The following is a 15,356-nucleotide window of genomic DNA, read 5'->3' as shown; positions in this document are numbered from 1 at the left end:
CGGCTGCCGGTTTGTCCTCAAACGCCGGACGGGCTTGATTTGCCCGGGCCGTCCGACAGACGGGACGTCCTCAAACGCCGAACGGGCTTGGATTCCGGGCGTCCTCGAGCGCCGGACCGGCTTGAATTCCGGCCGACGGGCTGGGGTTGGCCTGCGCTGCCGCAGTCGGTGATGACCCTGTCGCCGTTCGAGCATCTGCCGTCGCTGCCGGGGCCGGAGATGCGGTGGGCGCCGGTGCTGATCCTGACGGTGGTGGGCGGGGCGCTGGTCGTGGCGGGGCTGGTGGGTCTGCGCAGGCGGGACATGCAGACCTGACGGCCCCGGCAACCGGTTCCGCCCCGGCCCCGGCGCCTCAATCGCCGGGCGGGGCTGGTTTTCGGGGCTCGGCCCCGGACCCCCGCGCCTCAAACGCCGGCGGGGCTTAATTTCGGGCTCCGCCCCGGACCCCGCTCCTCAATCTCCCCCAGACTTCGTCCGGGGACCCCCAGGGGCTCCATTGGAGCCCGTCCGGCGATTGAGGACACGGCCGGAGGCCGTACGGGGGCCGGGGGGGCTTGCCCCCCGGTTACGGGAAGGGGCGGGGTGGGGGAAGGTCACAGCTCGACCCGCAGCTCCTTCACGCCCCGGATCACAAACCCCGCCTTCCACTCCGGCTCCGCCGCAAGCCGCATCGTCGGCGCCTCCCGCAGCAACTCCCCGAACGACGCTGCCAGTTCGATACGCGCAAGCGGCGCGCCGAGGCAGTAGTGGATGCCCGCGCCGAAGCTGACGTGCGGGTTGTCGGCGCGGGCGAGGTCGAGGGTGTCCGGGTTCTCGAACTTCTCCGGGTCCCGGTTGGCCGAGCCGAAGAGCAGAGCGAGTTCGGAGCCGCGCGGGACGAGGGTCCCGTCGATCTCGATGTCGTCGAGTACCCAGCGTTCGAACAGCTGGAGCGGGGTGTCGTACCGCATCAGCTCCTCCACAGCTGTGGACAGAAGTGTGTGGTCGGCGCGGAGGGCGGCGAGCTGGTCGGGGTTGCGGAAGAGGGTCCACCAGCCGTTCGCGGTGGTGTTGACCGTCGCCTCGTGGCCCGCGTTCAGCAGCAGCACACAGGTGGAGATCATCTCCTGCTCGCTCAGCCGGTCTCCCTCGTCGTGCGCGGCGATGAGCGCGGAGATCAGGTCATCGCCGGTCGCCGTGCGCCGCTCGGCGATCAACTCCCGTAGGTACGCGCTGAACTCGACCGAGGCGCGGACCGCGCGGGCGGCGGTCTCCTCGGACGGATTCAGCTCGTACATCCCGCAGATGTCCGCCGACCAGGGCCGCAGCAGCGCGCGGTCGGCGGGCGGAATCCCGAGCATCTCCGCGATGACGGCGACCGGCAGCGGCTCGGCGACCTCGGCGAGCAGATCGCCCCCGCCGTTGTCCTTGAGCCCGGCGACAAGCTCGGCCGCGAGCCTGCGCACGGTGGGCACGAGCGCCTCGACGGTGCGCGGCGTGAAGGCCTTCGACACGAGACGCCGGATGCGGGTGTGGTCGGGGGCTTCGAGGTCGAGCATCCCGTAGTCGTTGAGCGTGTGGAACGGCTCGTGCGCGGCGGGCGTGGACGTACGCCCGAACTCCTCGTGCGTGAAACGGTGCAGGTACGTCCGCCCGAGCCGGCGGTCGCGCAGCAGCGCGGAGACGTCGGCGTGGTGGGGGATCAGCCACTGGCGGGTGGGCTCGTAGTAGTGCACGCGTCCGCGGGCGCGGAGCTCGGCGTAGGCGGGGTAGGGGTCGGCGACGAATGCGGGTGACCAGGGGGCGAAGTCGGCCATGGGCTGACGCTACCCGGCGGGATGTTCTTTCCCCAGTCCCGCCCCTTCCCGTAACTGGGGGCAAGCCCCCAGACCCCCGTACGCCCTTCGGGCGTTGTCCTCAAACTCCCCCAGACTTCGTCCGGGGGGACCCCCAACGGGCTTGATTCAGCCCCGGGGGAACGCTCAGCCCGGCGTGACCAGCCTCGCCTCGTACGCGAACACCGCCGCCTGCGTCCGGTCCCGCAACCCCAGCTTCACCAGCACCCTGCTCACATGCGTCTTGATCGTCGACTCCGCGACCACCAAGTGCGAGGCGATCTCCGCGTTCGACAGACCCTGCGCGATCAGCACCAGCACCTCCGTCTCGCGCTCCGTCAGATCGCCCACCTGGGCCAGGGCCGGCGGGCGCGGGTTCTGGGAGAGCTTCGAGAACTCCGTGATCAGACGGCGTGTGACCGTCGGTGCCAGCAGCGCCTCGCCCGCCGCCACCACCCGTACACCGTCGGCGAGCTGACGCGCGGACGCGTCCTTCAGCAGGAAGCCGGACGCCCCCGCGCGCAGCGCCTGGTACACGTACTCGTCGAGGTCGAACGTCGTCAGCACCAGCACCTTGGACCCGGCGTGCGCGGCGGCGATCTCGCGGGTCGCCTCGATGCCGTTCAGCTCCGGCATACGGATGTCCATCAGCACCACGTCGGGCGCGAGTTCGGCCACTTTGGCGATCGCCTCGCGGCCGTTCACCGCCTCGCCGACGACCTCGATGTCGGGCATCGCGTTCAGCAGGACCGAGAAGCCCTCGCGGACCATCATCTGGTCGTCGACGACAAGGACGCGGATCGTCATGACGGCTCCTCGGTGGCGGTGGCGGGGGCGGCGTCGGTGGGGACGGCTGCGACGGGGATGAAGGCGGTCACCTGGTAGCCGCCGTCCTGCGTCGACTCCGCGGTCATCTCGCCGCTCAGCATCGTCACCCGCTCCCGCATGCCCGTGATGCCGTGGCCCGCACCCGGCGACGGCTTGACCAGGCCCTGGGGCGCGGTGTTCACGATGCGCAGGCCGAGGCCGCCGAGTACGTAGGAGATCTCGACCTTCGCCGAGGACCCGGGCGCGTGGCGCAGCGCGTTGCTGAGCGCCTCCTGGATGATCCGGTACGCCGACAGCTCGACGCCCTGCGGCAGATCGCGGACCGCGCCTGTCACCGTCTTCTCCACCTCCAGCCCCGCCTCGCGGACGTTGGAGAGCAGGTTCTCGATGTCGGCGAGCACCGGCTGCGGGGCGTCGGGGGCCTGGTAGTCCTCCGCCCTTACGACACCGAGGACCCGGCGCAGCTCGGTCAGCGCCGCCACCGCGTTCTCGCGGATCGTGGCGAAGGCCTTCTCCAGCTCGGGTGGCGGGTTCTCCACCCGGTAGGGCGCGGCCTCCGCCTGGATCGCGACCACCGACATGTGGTGGGCCACCACGTCGTGCAGCTCGCGGGCGATGGTCGTGCGCTCCTCGAGGAGTGTGCGCCTGTCGCGCTCGACGGCCGTGACCGTCTGCTGCGCCGCGACCTCCTGCTTCGCCTCGCGGCGTACCTGCAGCACGGTCGTCGCCAGCAGCACCAGCGCAGAGAAGAAGAGCATCTGCGGGGTGTCGGAGCTGCCACCACGGGAGATCACGACCTCGGAGAAGGTTCCGTACACCCCGGTCAGCACCCACATCCAGGCCGCGGTCCGCGGCCGGGTCCGCAGCGCCACCACCGTCATCACCGTCAGGTGCGACAGGAAGGAGCTGGGCGTCCACGGCCAGCCGTCCCAGTAGTGGGCCAGCACGCCGACGACGGGTGTGCTGAGCAGGGAGAGCCACCATGCGCCGACCGGCCTGAGCAGCGTCATCACCACCGCGGCGGCGGGGACGAACCCGGTCAGGACGAATTCGAACCCCGCGCCCTCGCTGTCGCCGGAAACAGACGCCATGAGCAGCACGAAGAACGCCACGACCACGAGCACGGCGTGCGGGGTCCACCCCGCGTACTCGCGTATCCGGCCCGGGAGCCGGCGGGTGATCGGCCCGTCCGTCCGCCTGCGCGGCAGGGGGCGGTAGGCGAGGGCATCGTGGAAGAGGTCCTGGCGGAGGCCGCTCAGGGCCCCAATGGCCAGGTGGAACTCGGGGCTGCGGGTCTTCTCGGTCACGTACAGAACGGTAAGCGGAAGGACGGACGCGGTCGTCAGCATCGCTGCGGATCCTGCCGCGTCCGTCCTGAGTACTACGAGGCGCTACGAGTCGCTACGAAGCGATACGAAGCGATACAGGTGGTACGGGCGGTACGGGACAGCGCTTACGCGCGGAACGCGTCCGCGTGCTCCGCCGCCCACTGGGCGAAGGTCCGCGCCGGGCGCCCCGTGACCTTCTCGACGGTGTCGACGACGGTACGTCCGACGAGCGGTGTGTTCCCGTACGCCTCCAGCAGGAAGCCGATCACCTCGTCCGGCTGGCCGGACGCCCGCCACTTCTCGACCGCCTGCTCCTCGCTCAGCTCGACGAGCCGGATCTCCCGGCCGCGGGCAGCCGCGAGGGCGTCCGTCTTGTCCTTCAGGGTCAGCACCTCCGGGCCGGTGATCACGTACTCCTTGCCGCCGTGGCCGTCCTCGGTGAGCGCGACCGCGGCGACCGCGCCGATGTCGCCCTCGTGGACCATCGCGCTCAGTCGGCCGGTGAACGGCTCCCGCACCGCGTCGTCGCCGCGAATACCGTCCGCCCACTCCAGCGCGTTCGACATGAACTCCACCGGCATGACCACGGTCCACGCGAAGTTTCCCCCACAGCCTTCGGCGTGGGAGGGGCCCCCAGCCCGCACCGCGTCCTCCAGCAGGCTGGGGCCGCCGCCGTGCAGCACGGTGACCCGGCGGACACCCGCTTTGCGGGCCAGTTCGAGGATCTGTGGACCGGTCTCCAGAGGGGCGAAGTACGGCCCGCCGAAGGTGATCAGATGAAGGCCGGTCACGTCCTCCAGAGCGGCTGCGAGGGATTCGGGGTCGGTGAGATCGCCCTGCACAACCTCGACGCCGTCCGGAAAGTCCGCCTTGGCGGGGTCACGGGTCAGGGCACGGACGGAGTGTCCACGGCGGAGGAGTTCGGCGACGACCTGGCGGCCAACGGTTCCGGTTGCTCCGGTGACCAGGACGATTCCTTCGGTGCTCTCTCGATTCGTCATGTGACCAACGTAGGAGGGCTTGCGGTCAGCTTCTGTCCGCAAGGCAAGGCCGTGGGTTCAGTAGCCGGTGGGACGTATGAGTCCCGTCTCGTACGCGAAAACCGCCGCCTGCGTACGGTCGCGCAGCCCCAGCTTCACCAGGATCCGGCTCACATGCGTCTTCACGGTCTGCTCCGCCACCACCAGCCGCGCGGCGATCTCCGCGTTCGACAGGCCCTGTGCGATCAGGTTGAGCACCTCCGTCTCACGCTCCGTCAGATCCCCGACGCGCTCCTTGAGCGGGGTGCGCGGCGCACCGGCCGTCCGGGAGAACTCGGTGATCAGCCGCTTGGTGATGTTCGGCGAGAGCAGCGCGTCGCCGGCCGCCACCACCCGTACCGCTTCGGCGAGTTGACCGGCGGAGGCGTCCTTCAGCAGAAAGCCGGACGCGCCCGCGCGCAGCGCCTCGTAGACGTACTCGTCCAGGTCGAACGTGGTCAGCACGAGGACCTTGACGGTGGCACCCGGGGTCCGGGTGATCCGGCGGGTTGCCTCGATGCCGCCGAGCTCGGGCATCCGGATGTCCATCAGGACGACGTCGGGGCCGAGTTCGGCGACCTTGGAGACCGCCTCGCGGCCGTCCACGGCCTGGCCGATCACCTCGATGCCCGGCTCGGCATTGAGCAGCACCGTGAAGCCCTGCCGGACCATCGCCTGATCGTCGGCGATCACCACCCGGATCGTCATGCGTTGTCCTTCGAGACTTGCAGGGGCAGGTGTGCGGTGACTTCGTAGCCGCCGTCGGGGGTGCGTCCCGCGGCGAGGCCGCCGCCGAGCATGGCGGCACGCTCGCGCATGCCGAGCAGACCATGGCCTGCACCGGGGGACGGCGGGGCGGGCTTCGCCGGAGCGGTGTTGATCACCCGGACACCCAGCACGCTCGGCTTGTACACGATCTCCACGCGTACCTCGGAACCGGGCGCGTGCCGTATCGCATTGCTGAGCGCCTCCTGGATGATCCGGTACGCCGACAGTTCGACGCCGGGCGACAGCGGGTGCGGCTCGCCGGAGCTGTCGGTGGTGATGCTCAGCCCTGCGCTGCGGACATTCTCGACGAGGGAGTCCAGCCGGTCGAGGGTGGGCTGCGGTGCGTGCGGTGCGCCTTCCGGGTTCTCGGACCGCAACACGCCGAGCACGCGGCGGAGTTCGGTGAGCGCTTCGAGGGCGTTCTCGCGGATGCCCTCCAGGTTCTCCTTGAGCTCGTCGGACGGATTCTGCACGAGGTGCGGGGCGACCTGCGCCTGGATGGAGATCACCGACATGTGGTGGGCGACGACATCGTGCAGCTCGCGGGCGATCCGGTTGCGCTCTTCGAGCAGCGTGCGCCGGGACCGCTCCTCGGCGGTGAGCGACTCCTGCTCGGCGAGCCGGTCACGGGCCTCGCGGCGGCCGTGCAGCGATACACCGACGAGGACCACGACCGCGTACACGAGTGCGGCCGTCGCGGCCGACGAGTTGTACGGAGGCATCCCGAGCCCGAAGGCGTCGAGGACGAACCCGACCCCGACGGTGACCACCAGGGCCTTGACGGCGATCCGGGTCCGGACGCGCAGGGCGAGAAGGAACAGCACGGCCGCGTTGGCGATGACACCCGGTACGGTCCACGGCCAGGGCTGCCCGCCGGGCAGTTGGCCGGCCACGGCGAACGCGGTCAGTACGGCGATCCCCAGCGACATCCACCAAGCGGCCAGCGGCCGGCGCATCGCGTACCCGACCACGGCGGCGGTGGCGACGCCGAGCGGGATGCCGTACTGCCCGTGCAGGCGGAACTGATGGACCAGTTCGTCGGAACCGAGGATCGCCAGGGTGAGGGCGCCGTAGCCGATCAGGACATGCGGCAGCCGGCGGAGCCAGCGGGGGCGGGCCATCGGCGGAAGCGGCATCGCTTCGAAGTTCCACAGCTCAGGAGGGCGCAGAGCCGCGCGCTCCCATCTGTTGAGGTTGTCTTCGTCCGCCACAGGATGAAGCCTAGGCATCGCGCACCACCTTCGGGCGGGCGGGCCGCCGCCCCTGTTCGTACAGCCGGAACGCACCCCAGCAGACCGACAGCGCAAGCGCGAAGACCGGTAGCCAGGCAAGCCGGGCCAGCACCCAGCCCGGGCTGTCGGGTGCGGTGTGCAGTCCGGGAAGCGCGCCCGCGAGCAGGCCTGTCGTGGTGACCGCCATCAGCGCGGTCTGGTGCCAGAGGAAGACGGTCATCGCCGAGAGGTTGACCAGTGCCACCGCCGCCCAGGCCGCGGGTCTTTGAAGCACCCTGCGCAGCGGGCCGAGCAGCAGCAGGGCCGCTCCGCACTGGGCGAGCCCGAAGGCAACGGCGGCGAGGGTCGGCGGGTTGAGGTTGGAGATCTCGGCGCCGGGCACCCCGACCATGGACGCGGGATAGCCGGCCCACAGGACGAGTGCGGCGGTGGCGGCGCCGCCGCCGAGCAGCAGCGCCCATCGGATCGCACGGCCCCGCAGTCCGCCGCGGGCCCAGGCCGCGCCGAGGCAGCACGGGACCAGCCAGCCCACGGCCACATTGATCCAGCCCAGCCAGGCCGGTCCGCCGAAGCCGAAACGGAACAGGTCGATGTGGAGGACGACGGCGAGCGGCCAGAGCGGATGCAGCCTGGCGACGAGCGGGGTGGCGGCGGTGAGCGCGGCGAAGACCAGCAGGAACCAGAGCGGGGAGAGGGCGAGGGTCAGCAGGGTGCGTACGGTCTCAAGGCCCGCGCCCGTGGCGAGCATCCCGATCGCGGCGACCGCCCACAGCACGAGGACGGCCGCGACCGGCGCGAAGAGCCGGGCCAGGCGGGTAGCCAGCCACTGCCGGTAGCCGGTGCCGCGGGCCCGCGCCGCGGCACGGCTCTTGGCCGCCACATACCCACCGACCAGGAAGAAGACTGCCAGGGTCTGGAAGATCCAGGAGACCGGGCTCAGCCACGGCATGTGCTGGAGCGGGCTGGCGCCGTGGAGCACGCCGCCGCCGTCGGTGACGAGGGCGGTGACCAACCAGTGGCCGAGGACCACCCCGAGGATCGCGAGCGCGCGCAGGGCGTCGACGGCACGGTCCCGGTCGGGCGGGGTGGCCGCGTCGATACGGCGTGCCAACTCACACATGGGTGCCCTCCCTTGCGCGGCCGAGGACGATCCGGGCGAGGTTGCGCAGGGACGGGGAGCCGGGCTTCAGGTAGTCGCTGTGCCCGCCGTCGCCCGCGTCGAAGGTGCGCGCGCCGAAGCCGGGCGAGACGGGGTCGGCGCCGAATCCCACCGTGGTACCGAGGAGTTCGAGCCGTAGGTGCGGAACGTCCGCGATCCAGTCGTCGCTGCCGCGACCTGCCCAGACGGCGGCGCGGGTGCGCAGCTCGGCCACGTGATCGACACCCGCGCCCGGGCTGCCGTAGAGGACGATGTCGGCGACGTCGACGGAGGCGGCGGCGCGCCCGCAGACGACGGAGCCGTACGAATGACAGAGGAGGCTGACTCGCGCATCGGGCCTTGCGCCTACCAACTCGCGTATGAATAAACGCAGTTTGCCTGCCGCTCCCTCCGCGCGCCCCTCGGTCAGGACCTCGGGGCTGACGGTCCCCGGCGTGGCATAGCCCAGCCAGGCGACGACCGCCGCGCGGCCGCCCAGTTCGCCGTGGAGGGCGGCAGCTCCGGCCCGGAAGCGTTCGTACGTATCGAGGTTGGTGTCCGAGCCCGGCACCAGTACGGCGATCCGCTCGGCGCCCGCGAGATCGCCGAACACCTCGGCGGTGCGGCCGCCGTCACGCCCGTCGAAGGTGAGGAAGTGCCGCGTCGGGTCCGCCATGACGCGCAGCCGGGCGGCCCTTCCCCGGTCGCCGTGGTCGGCGGCCGTCCGCGCGGCCTCGCGGATATTGCCGCGGTTGGCTGCGTAGCGGTCGCCGAGAGCGGGCAGTTCGGCGGCGGTGACCGGCGCGAGCGCGACCGGGGCGGGCGCGGGGACGGCTGCGGGCCGCGCCGCCGCCGACACCGGCACGGCCACCGCGGCGGTGACGAGCGCGGCGAGCAGGGTACGACGCAGGCGGGACGCCATGAGGTTTCTTCCTTCCGTTCCAGACGCTGTCTCTGGAACAGAAGTTATGGATCACGGCCGGTGGTCGGCGTCCCGCTGGAGAGCGCACCTGTGAGGTAGCTCCGAAGTATTACGGGTACTCACCAGGCGAGCTGGGCGATCTCTTCCACGACAACCGCGCACGCGTCCGCGGCCGGGTCGATGAGCGGGAAGTGCCCGACCTCTTCGAGGAGCGTGAGCCCGACGGTCTCCCCGGCCTTCGCCGCGGCGTCGACGTACGACTCGGAGACGGCGTACGGCACGACGATGTCGACGCGCCCCTGCACGACGGTGGTGGCGATGCCGGTGGGCAGCAGCGCCGCCGGATCGGCGTGCGCGCTCCTCGACTCGAACTCCTCCTCCCCGCCCAGGAGTTGGACCACCGCGCCGCCGCACACATCGAGCTGGACGGCCTGCGCGAAGTCCGCGATCGGCGCGAGCGCGACGACCCCGCGCAGCGCGGGCGGCGCGGCCAGCCGCCACGGCGACCCGACGGGCAGCACATGCCGCGCGGCGGCCCACAGTGCGAGCTGTCCGCCCGCGGAATGCCCCGTCACCACGATGCGCCGGACATCCGCCTGCGGCAGCGCCCGCCGGGCGAGCCCGGGCAGCGCGTCCATCGCGGCGGCGACATCGTCGAACGTCTCCGGCCACCGCCCGGCCACCGGCCCGCTCCCCCGCTGCTGCGGAATCTCGCTCCCCCGCCGGTACTCGACATTGGCGACTGCGAGCCCACGCCGGGCCAGAAAGTCCGCGAAGGGAGTGACATGCTGCCGGTCGTACGCTGCCCGCCACGCCCCACCGTGCAGCACGACGACGAGAGGCGCACTGGCCTGCTCCCCGCGCGGCGCATAGAAGTCGACGACCTGGTCGGGATGCTCCCCGTACGCGACGGAGGCGTCCGGCGCGACGGCAGGATGCGAAAAGACCGACTCGGCCTCGGCGGCGTCACGGGCGACGGGGTCCGGCATTGCTGCTCCAACCTTCCGACGGAGTGGCGGAACTGACCGCGGAACCGACTGCGGAACTGACCGCGGAACCGACTGCGGAACTGGCCGCGAAGTTGACCGCGAAATTGAGCTGACCAGCGGGGACGGTACCAGTCTCCCGCTGGTCGGCTCAGCGCGGCGTCAGGCGGCAAGAACCTCCGCCAGAACCGCAGCCGCCCGCTCTGTGTCGCCGAAGCCCACATACAGCGGCGTGAACCCGAACCGCAGCACGTCCGGCCTGCGCAGGTCGCCCACCACCCCGCGGGCGATCAGCTTCTCCATCACCGAAGGGGCGTCCGCGCAGCGCAGCGCGATCTGGCTGCCGCGCGATGCGTGGGCCGACGGGGTCAGGGAGGTGACCCGGCCCTCCGGGACGTACGACTCGACGCACTCCAGGAAGAAGTCCGTCAGCGCCAGGCTCTTCGCCCGTACCGAGTCGATCGAGACGCCGTCCCAGACGTCGAGCGCCGCCTCCAGGGCCAGCATCGACACGATGTCGGGCGTCCCGACCCGGCCGCGGATCGCGCCCGGCGCCGGCGTGAAGTCGGCCGTCATCGCGAACGGGTCCGTGTGCGAGTTCCAGCCCGGCAGCGGGGAGTCGAAAGCGGCCTGGTGGCGCTGGGCGACGTACAGATAGGCCGGTGAACCCGGGCCGCCGTTCAGGTACTTGTAGGTGCAGCCGACCGCCAGGTCCACGCCGTGGGCGTCCAGGCCGACCGGGAGGGCACCCGCCGTGTGGCAGAGGTCCCAGACCGCGAGGGCGCCCGCCTCGTGGATCGCCGCCGTGAGGGACGGCAGGTCGTGGAGACGGCCGGTGCGGTAGTCGACGTGGTTGAGCAGCGCGACCGCCGTACGAGGGCCGAGCGCGCCGGGCAGGTCGGCAGGCGCGACCGGGACCAGGCGTTTGCCCGTCAGGCGGGCCGCCGACTCGGCGATGTAGCCGTCTGTGGGGAAGGTCGTCGCGTCGACCACGACGTCCGTACGGGAGTCGTCCCCGCACAGCCGTACCGCGCCCACAACCGCCTTGAAAACGTTGACACTTGTGGAGTCGCCGACCACCACCTGGCCCGGGCCCGCGCCCACCAGCGGTGCGATCCGGTCACCGATCCGCTCCGGCGCCGTCCACCAGCCGCTCTCGTCCCACGAGCGGATCCGCAGCTCGCCCCACTGCCGGGTCACCACATCCGCGACCCGCTCGGGCACATGCGCCGGCAGCGCACCGAGGGAGTTTCCGTCCAGATAGACCGTCTCGTCGAGCGCGAACAGCTTGCGCGCCCCGGCCAGTTCGTCTGCGGCGTCCAGCGCCGCGGCCTTCGCGGCCAGTGACTCAGACATGGCTGCGCGCCGTCCACAGCTCCGGGAAGACGTTCTTGCGGGCCCGCTTCTCCAGCCAGGCCACCCCCGCCGAACCGCCGGTACCCGCCTTCGAGCCCATCGCCCGCCGCGTCGCCACCAGATGGTCGTTGCGCCAGCGCCACACCAGCTCGCCGACATCCGTCAGCGCCTCGCCGATGCGCACCAGTTCGGTGTCCTGGTCCGCGCCGCCGTACACCGCGGCCCAGATCTCCTCGATCTCCTCCGACGGCTCGTACTTCTGCGAGAGATCCCGGTCGAGGACCGAGGACGGCACCGGCAGCCCGCGCCGCGCGAGCAGTCGCAGCACCTCGTCGTACAGGCTCGGCTCCTGCAGCGCCTTCTCCAGCTCCGCGTGGACGCGCGGCGCGCCCCGGTGCGGCACCAGCATGGAGGCGGACTTCTCGCCGAGCAGGAACTCCATCCGCCGGTACATCGCGGACTGGAAGCCGGAACCCTCGCCCAGAGCGCTGCGGTACGCGTTGAACTGGGCGGGCGTCAGATGTGCGAGCGGCTTCCAGGAGGCGTTGAGCGACTCGAGTTCGTACGTGCTGCGCTTCAGCGCGGCGAGGGCGACCGGCAGATCATCCTCGCGCAGGGCGCGCGCCGCCGTCTCCCACTCGTGGACGATCACGGTGAACCACAGCTCCATCACCTGCGTGGTGACGAGGAAGACCATCTCTCCCGGGTCGTCCGAGAGCGGCTTCTGGAGGTGGGTGAGAACGTCCGCCTGGACATAGTCCTCGTACGGAGTGGTGCCCGCGAAATCCAGGTTCGGGGCCGCGTCATGTGACATTGCTGTCTCCTCGACGTGTCCGGGTAGCGGTCCGCCCCTTCCTGTTGGCTCGGGAGCCCCGGTCCCCACGGGCATCATAAGCCGGGGGTCATTGGGCAGGTCAGAGCGTCGGGCCTGTGATGTACGTCCCGTCCTCGTCGTACGGCCAGGCATTGGACCGACAGCCGTTCAGCCCCTTGATCTGCTGCATCATCACCGGCGCGAGCCTGCCCGGGCCCGGGCAGCCCAGGTGCTCGCGGTTGCCTATTTCGTGCCCGACCTCGTGGTTGATGATCAGATGCCGGTACTCCGCGGCCGGGCCGGCGAACGTCGGCGAGCCCAGCATCCAGCGGCGCAGATTCACCACGACGCCGTCGGCGGTCTCGCAGTTCAGCTCGCCGCCGGTGTCGAAGCCCTGCGCCAGGCAGAGCTGGTCCGCGGTGGACGGCGTGGCGATCCTGATCACGAAGTCGGCTTTGGCGTCGCCTGAGACCAGCTGGAAGGAGCCACGGCCGTGCGCGGCCCAGCCGCGCGGGTGGGCGAGGATCTGCTGGATCTCGGCTGCGGCGTCCTTCGCGGAGATGTCGATGCCGTCCTCGACCTGGACGCGGTAGCGGCGCAGCGGGCCCGAACCGGCGGCGCTGCCGGATGCCTGCGCGGTGGTGAAGGTGCCCGCGCCGGATGCGGGGACCTTGACCGGCGGCTGCTTCGGCGGCCGGTAGGAGGGGGGCGTACGGCCTTGGTCCGGCATCGAGCGGTCGGCGCGGGCCGGGTCGGACACCTCCGGAGTCACAGGCGGGGACACGGGCGTGCGGATGGGGTCGTCGGCCGCCTCGGGCACGGATTCCTTGGTGCCGTGCCAGTGCGCGAGGGCGGCGCCGCCGCCGAGCGAGAGGACGACCAAGGCCGCGCCGAGCGGGAGTATCCGGGCTAGCGGGCGGCGGGTGGATCTGCTGCCGCGGCTACGGCTGCGGCTGCGCACACGACGGGCGGCGGCGCGTTTGCCCACGACAGACCTCCCACGCTTGCGATCCGACAGGCCGAAGGCCCGTATCCGGTGGTCTAGACAGGGGATACGGGCCTTCGGTTCCATCTTCAACTCAGCGTGTCCGCAGCTTCAGCCCAGCGTGTCCGCCGCGGTCTGGGACGAGTCGCGCAGGAACGTCGTGCAGCGCTCGTACTCCTCCTGCTCACCGATCGACTGAGCCGCGCGGGCCAGCGCGTGCAGCGCGCGCAGGAAGCCGCGGTTCGGCTCGTGCTCCCACGGCACCGGGCCGTGGCCCTTCCAGCCGCTGCGCCGCAGCGAGTCGAGGCCGCGGTGGTAGCCCGTGCGGGCGTAGGCGTACGACTCCACGACCCGGCCGCCCTCGAAGGCGTCGTCGGCGAGCTGGGCCCAGGCCAGCGAGGAAGTGGGGTACTTGGCGGCGACGTCGGCCGGGGCCGTGCCGGCGGCGAGGAGCTCGCGCGGCTCGGGTTCGTCGGGCAGGTGGGTCGGGGGAGGTCCCCCCAGCAGATTTTCATGGATGACCATGGGTTCCAGTGTCACAGGTCCATGAGGATCCGTGGAACCGGTGCGGGGGGTCCGGGGCGGAGCCCCGGTCAGTGGGCCCACGCGGCCCCGGTCAGCGCTCGGGCGACGGCGCCTGCTCCAGCGGTGGCGCGACCACCCCGCAGTTGACCCTGCACTCCGGCCGCGGCCCCACCGCCCCCCGCACCCCCCTCCGCACCGTCGACCAGGCGATGAGCGACCCCACCACCAGCACCCCCGCACACATCGGCATCGCCCGCCGGAACGTCTCCCCGAACTCCTCCGCCGAGCGGTACGCCTCCGGCCCCATCCCGGCCAGCAGCGGCAGCGCCGCCACCGCGAGCAGACCGGCCACGCGGGCCGCCGCGTTGTTGATGCCGCTCGCGAGCCCCGCCCGCCCGGTTTCCACGGACGCCAGCACCGTCGCGGTCAGCGGCGCGACCAGGGTCACCATGCCCAGGCCCATCACCACCAGCGCGGGCAGCACATCGCCTACGTACGACGCGTTCTCGCCCACGCGCAGCATCAGCAGCATCCCGCCCGCGCAGAGCAGCGGGCCCACGGTGAGCGGGATGCGCGGGCCGATCCGCTCCCCCAACTCGCCCGATTTCGCGGACAGGAGCAGCATCAGCACGGTGGTGGGCAGCAGCGCGGTCCCGGCGCCGAGCGCCGAGTACCCAGACACCACCTGGAGTTGCAGGGCGACCAGGAAGAAGAACCCGGCGAAGGCCGCGTACACGCACATCGTCACCAGGTTGACCGCAGTGAACTGCCGTGAGCGGAAGATCGACGGCGGCAGCATCGGGTCCGGCCGGCGCCGCTCGACCACCATGAAGGCCACCCCGACGACCAGGCCCGCGACGCCCACCCACACCTGCGGCGCGATGAGCCCGTACGTCACCATCGCCAGCGCCGTCGCGACGAGCACCGCCCCCAGCACATCGAACCGGCCGTGGTGCTCCGGGTCGCGGGACTCCGGCACATGCTTCAGTGCGACCGGTACGCACAGCGCGGCCAGCGGCACATTGATCAGGAAGATCCAGCGCCAGCCGGGCCCGTCGACGAGCCAGCCGCCGAGGAACGGCCCGACCGCCGCGCCGACGCCGCCGAGCCCCGACCAGAGCCCCACCGCGCGGGCCCGGTCGTCCGGGTGGAAGCTCGCCTGGATCAGGGCGAGCGACCCCGGCGTGAGCAGCGCGGCGCCGATGCCCTGCAAGGCGCGGGCGCCCACCAGGAGGAGGTCGTTGGGTGCGAGGCCGCAGAGCAGCGAGCCGATGGCGAACCAGATCGTGCCGAGGACGAAGATCCTCCGCCGCCCGTAGCGGTCGCCGAGCGCCCCGCCGAGCAGGATCAGTCCGGCCAGAGTGAGCGTGTAGGCGTTGACGGTCCACTGGAGGACCGCCATGTCGGTGTCGAGGTCCTCCCCGATGCGGGGCAGGGCGACATTGACGACGGTCGAGTCCAGCAGCGCCATGCTGGACCCGAGCACGGTCGTGAGAATCACCCAACGGCCGGTGGCCGTGGAGAGCCGGATACCCCCCGGACTGTCACCCGGACTGTTGTCCATACCCGGATCATCCCAGCCGCTCCCGGCTCGGACGAGTCGGCGGAGGGCACGGATCTGGGCGCTCACGATGGAACCTT

General features: G+C 71.5%; 15 protein-coding genes. 1 reads left to right on the top strand and 14 read right to left on the bottom strand.

From position 1 onward, the window contains the following. Positions 1-171: 171 nt before the first annotated feature. A complete protein-coding gene (locus ACZ3H8_RS19550; protein ID WP_467403438.1) occupies positions 172-315 on the top strand; it encodes a hypothetical protein in 144 nt (47 codons plus the stop codon). A 278-nt stretch (positions 316-593) separates the two neighbouring features. On the opposite strand, the gene ACZ3H8_RS19545 is transcribed toward ACZ3H8_RS19550, so the two are convergent. The 14 genes from ACZ3H8_RS19545 to ACZ3H8_RS19480 all read right to left on the bottom strand — a co-directional run bounded on the left by ACZ3H8_RS19545 (position 594) and on the right by ACZ3H8_RS19480 (position 15,279). Continuing rightward, positions 594-1,796, bottom strand: coding sequence for a cytochrome P450 (locus tag ACZ3H8_RS19545; protein WP_467403436.1), 1,203 nt, complete (start codon positions 1,794-1,796; stop codon positions 594-596). 165 nt (positions 1,797-1,961) lie between these two features. Next, positions 1,962-2,621 carry a response regulator gene (locus ACZ3H8_RS19540; RefSeq protein ID WP_307662072.1) on the bottom strand — a complete coding sequence of 220 codons (660 nt, stop codon included), beginning with the start codon at positions 2,619-2,621 and terminating at the stop codon, positions 1,962-1,964. Beyond that, positions 2,618-3,991, bottom strand: coding sequence for a sensor histidine kinase (locus ACZ3H8_RS19535; protein ID WP_467403433.1), 1,374 nt, complete (start codon positions 3,989-3,991; stop codon positions 2,618-2,620). Before ACZ3H8_RS19535 ends, ACZ3H8_RS19540 begins: the two co-directional genes overlap by 4 nt. A 104-nt stretch (positions 3,992-4,095) precedes the next feature. Beyond that, entirely contained in the window at positions 4,096-4,971 is an 876-nt protein-coding gene (locus tag ACZ3H8_RS19530; RefSeq protein ID WP_467403432.1) for an NmrA family NAD(P)-binding protein, read from the bottom strand. A gap of 57 nt (positions 4,972-5,028) precedes the next feature. Continuing rightward, the gene (locus ACZ3H8_RS19525; RefSeq protein WP_467403429.1) at positions 5,029-5,697 is read right to left on the bottom strand and encodes a response regulator; all 669 of its coding nucleotides are present in this window, start codon (positions 5,695-5,697) and stop codon (positions 5,029-5,031) included. Beyond that, positions 5,694-6,968, bottom strand: a complete 1,275-nt coding sequence (locus tag ACZ3H8_RS19520; protein ID WP_467403427.1) for a sensor histidine kinase — start codon at positions 6,966-6,968, stop codon at positions 5,694-5,696. Before ACZ3H8_RS19520 ends, ACZ3H8_RS19525 begins: the two co-directional genes overlap by 4 nt. A 10-nt stretch (positions 6,969-6,978) precedes the next feature. After that, a complete protein-coding gene (locus ACZ3H8_RS19515) occupies positions 6,979-8,109 on the bottom strand; it encodes an acyltransferase family protein (RefSeq protein WP_467403426.1) in 1,131 nt (376 codons plus the stop codon). After that, positions 8,102-9,049: an alpha/beta hydrolase gene (locus ACZ3H8_RS19510; RefSeq protein ID WP_467403424.1), complete on the bottom strand. Its 948-nt coding sequence runs from the start codon at positions 9,047-9,049 to the stop codon at positions 8,102-8,104. The genes ACZ3H8_RS19515 and ACZ3H8_RS19510 overlap by 8 nt, the downstream gene beginning before the upstream one ends. A gap of 119 nt (positions 9,050-9,168) precedes the next feature. After that, positions 9,169-10,038, bottom strand: coding sequence for an alpha/beta hydrolase (locus ACZ3H8_RS19505; protein ID WP_467403423.1), 870 nt, complete (start codon positions 10,036-10,038; stop codon positions 9,169-9,171). A 159-nt stretch (positions 10,039-10,197) separates the two neighbouring features. Beyond that, positions 10,198-11,391: a kynureninase gene (gene kynU / locus ACZ3H8_RS19500; protein WP_467403421.1), complete on the bottom strand. Its 1,194-nt coding sequence runs from the start codon at positions 11,389-11,391 to the stop codon at positions 10,198-10,200. After that, a complete protein-coding gene (locus ACZ3H8_RS19495) occupies positions 11,384-12,205 on the bottom strand; it encodes a tryptophan 2,3-dioxygenase family protein (protein WP_307662080.1) in 822 nt (273 codons plus the stop codon). Before ACZ3H8_RS19495 ends, kynU begins: the two co-directional genes overlap by 8 nt. A 100-nt stretch (positions 12,206-12,305) precedes the next feature. Further along, a complete protein-coding gene (locus tag ACZ3H8_RS19490; RefSeq protein ID WP_467403418.1) occupies positions 12,306-13,193 on the bottom strand; it encodes a DUF3152 domain-containing protein in 888 nt (295 codons plus the stop codon). A gap of 108 nt (positions 13,194-13,301) precedes the next feature. After that, positions 13,302-13,715 carry a DUF3151 domain-containing protein gene (locus ACZ3H8_RS19485; RefSeq protein WP_467403415.1) on the bottom strand — a complete coding sequence of 138 codons (414 nt, stop codon included), beginning with the start codon at positions 13,713-13,715 and terminating at the stop codon, positions 13,302-13,304. A gap of 91 nt (positions 13,716-13,806) precedes the next feature. Continuing rightward, positions 13,807-15,279, bottom strand: a complete 1,473-nt coding sequence (locus ACZ3H8_RS19480; RefSeq protein WP_467403413.1) for an MFS transporter — start codon at positions 15,277-15,279, stop codon at positions 13,807-13,809. Between the last annotated feature and the right edge of the window lie 77 nt (positions 15,280-15,356).

The sequence above is a fragment of the Streptomyces sp. NPDC002868 genome (genome assembly GCF_055563295.1).
This window is presented reverse-complemented; position numbering and strand designations above follow the sequence as displayed.

What these genes read in the sequence shown, in the direction of transcription:
- ACZ3H8_RS19550 (WP_467403438.1), top strand. Translation starts at nt 172, where the DNA reads ATGACCCTGTCGCCGTTCGAGCATCTGCCGTCGCTGCCGGGGCCGGAG.
- ACZ3H8_RS19545 (WP_467403436.1), bottom strand. Translation starts at nt 1,796, where the DNA reads ATGGCCGACTTCGCCCCCTGGTCACCCGCATTCGTCGCCGACCCCTAC.
- ACZ3H8_RS19540 (WP_307662072.1), bottom strand. Translation starts at nt 2,621, where the DNA reads ATGACGATCCGCGTCCTTGTCGTCGACGACCAGATGATGGTCCGCGAG.
- ACZ3H8_RS19535 (WP_467403433.1), bottom strand. Translation starts at nt 3,991, where the DNA reads ATGCTGACGACCGCGTCCGTCCTTCCGCTTACCGTTCTGTACGTGACC.
- ACZ3H8_RS19530 (WP_467403432.1), bottom strand. Translation starts at nt 4,971, where the DNA reads ATGACGAATCGAGAGAGCACCGAAGGAATCGTCCTGGTCACCGGAGCA.
- ACZ3H8_RS19525 (WP_467403429.1), bottom strand. Translation starts at nt 5,697, where the DNA reads ATGACGATCCGGGTGGTGATCGCCGACGATCAGGCGATGGTCCGGCAG.
- ACZ3H8_RS19515 (WP_467403426.1), bottom strand. Translation starts at nt 8,109, where the DNA reads ATGTGTGAGTTGGCACGCCGTATCGACGCGGCCACCCCGCCCGACCGG.
- ACZ3H8_RS19510 (WP_467403424.1), bottom strand. Translation starts at nt 9,049, where the DNA reads ATGGCGTCCCGCCTGCGTCGTACCCTGCTCGCCGCGCTCGTCACCGCC.
- ACZ3H8_RS19505 (WP_467403423.1), bottom strand. Translation starts at nt 10,038, where the DNA reads ATGCCGGACCCCGTCGCCCGTGACGCCGCCGAGGCCGAGTCGGTCTTT.
- kynU (WP_467403421.1), bottom strand. Translation starts at nt 11,391, where the DNA reads ATGTCTGAGTCACTGGCCGCGAAGGCCGCGGCGCTGGACGCCGCAGAC.
- ACZ3H8_RS19495 (WP_307662080.1), bottom strand. Translation starts at nt 12,205, where the DNA reads ATGTCACATGACGCGGCCCCGAACCTGGATTTCGCGGGCACCACTCCG.
- ACZ3H8_RS19485 (WP_467403415.1), bottom strand. Translation starts at nt 13,715, where the DNA reads ATGGTCATCCATGAAAATCTGCTGGGGGGACCTCCCCCGACCCACCTG.
- ACZ3H8_RS19480 (WP_467403413.1), bottom strand. Translation starts at nt 15,279, where the DNA reads ATGGACAACAGTCCGGGTGACAGTCCGGGGGGTATCCGGCTCTCCACG.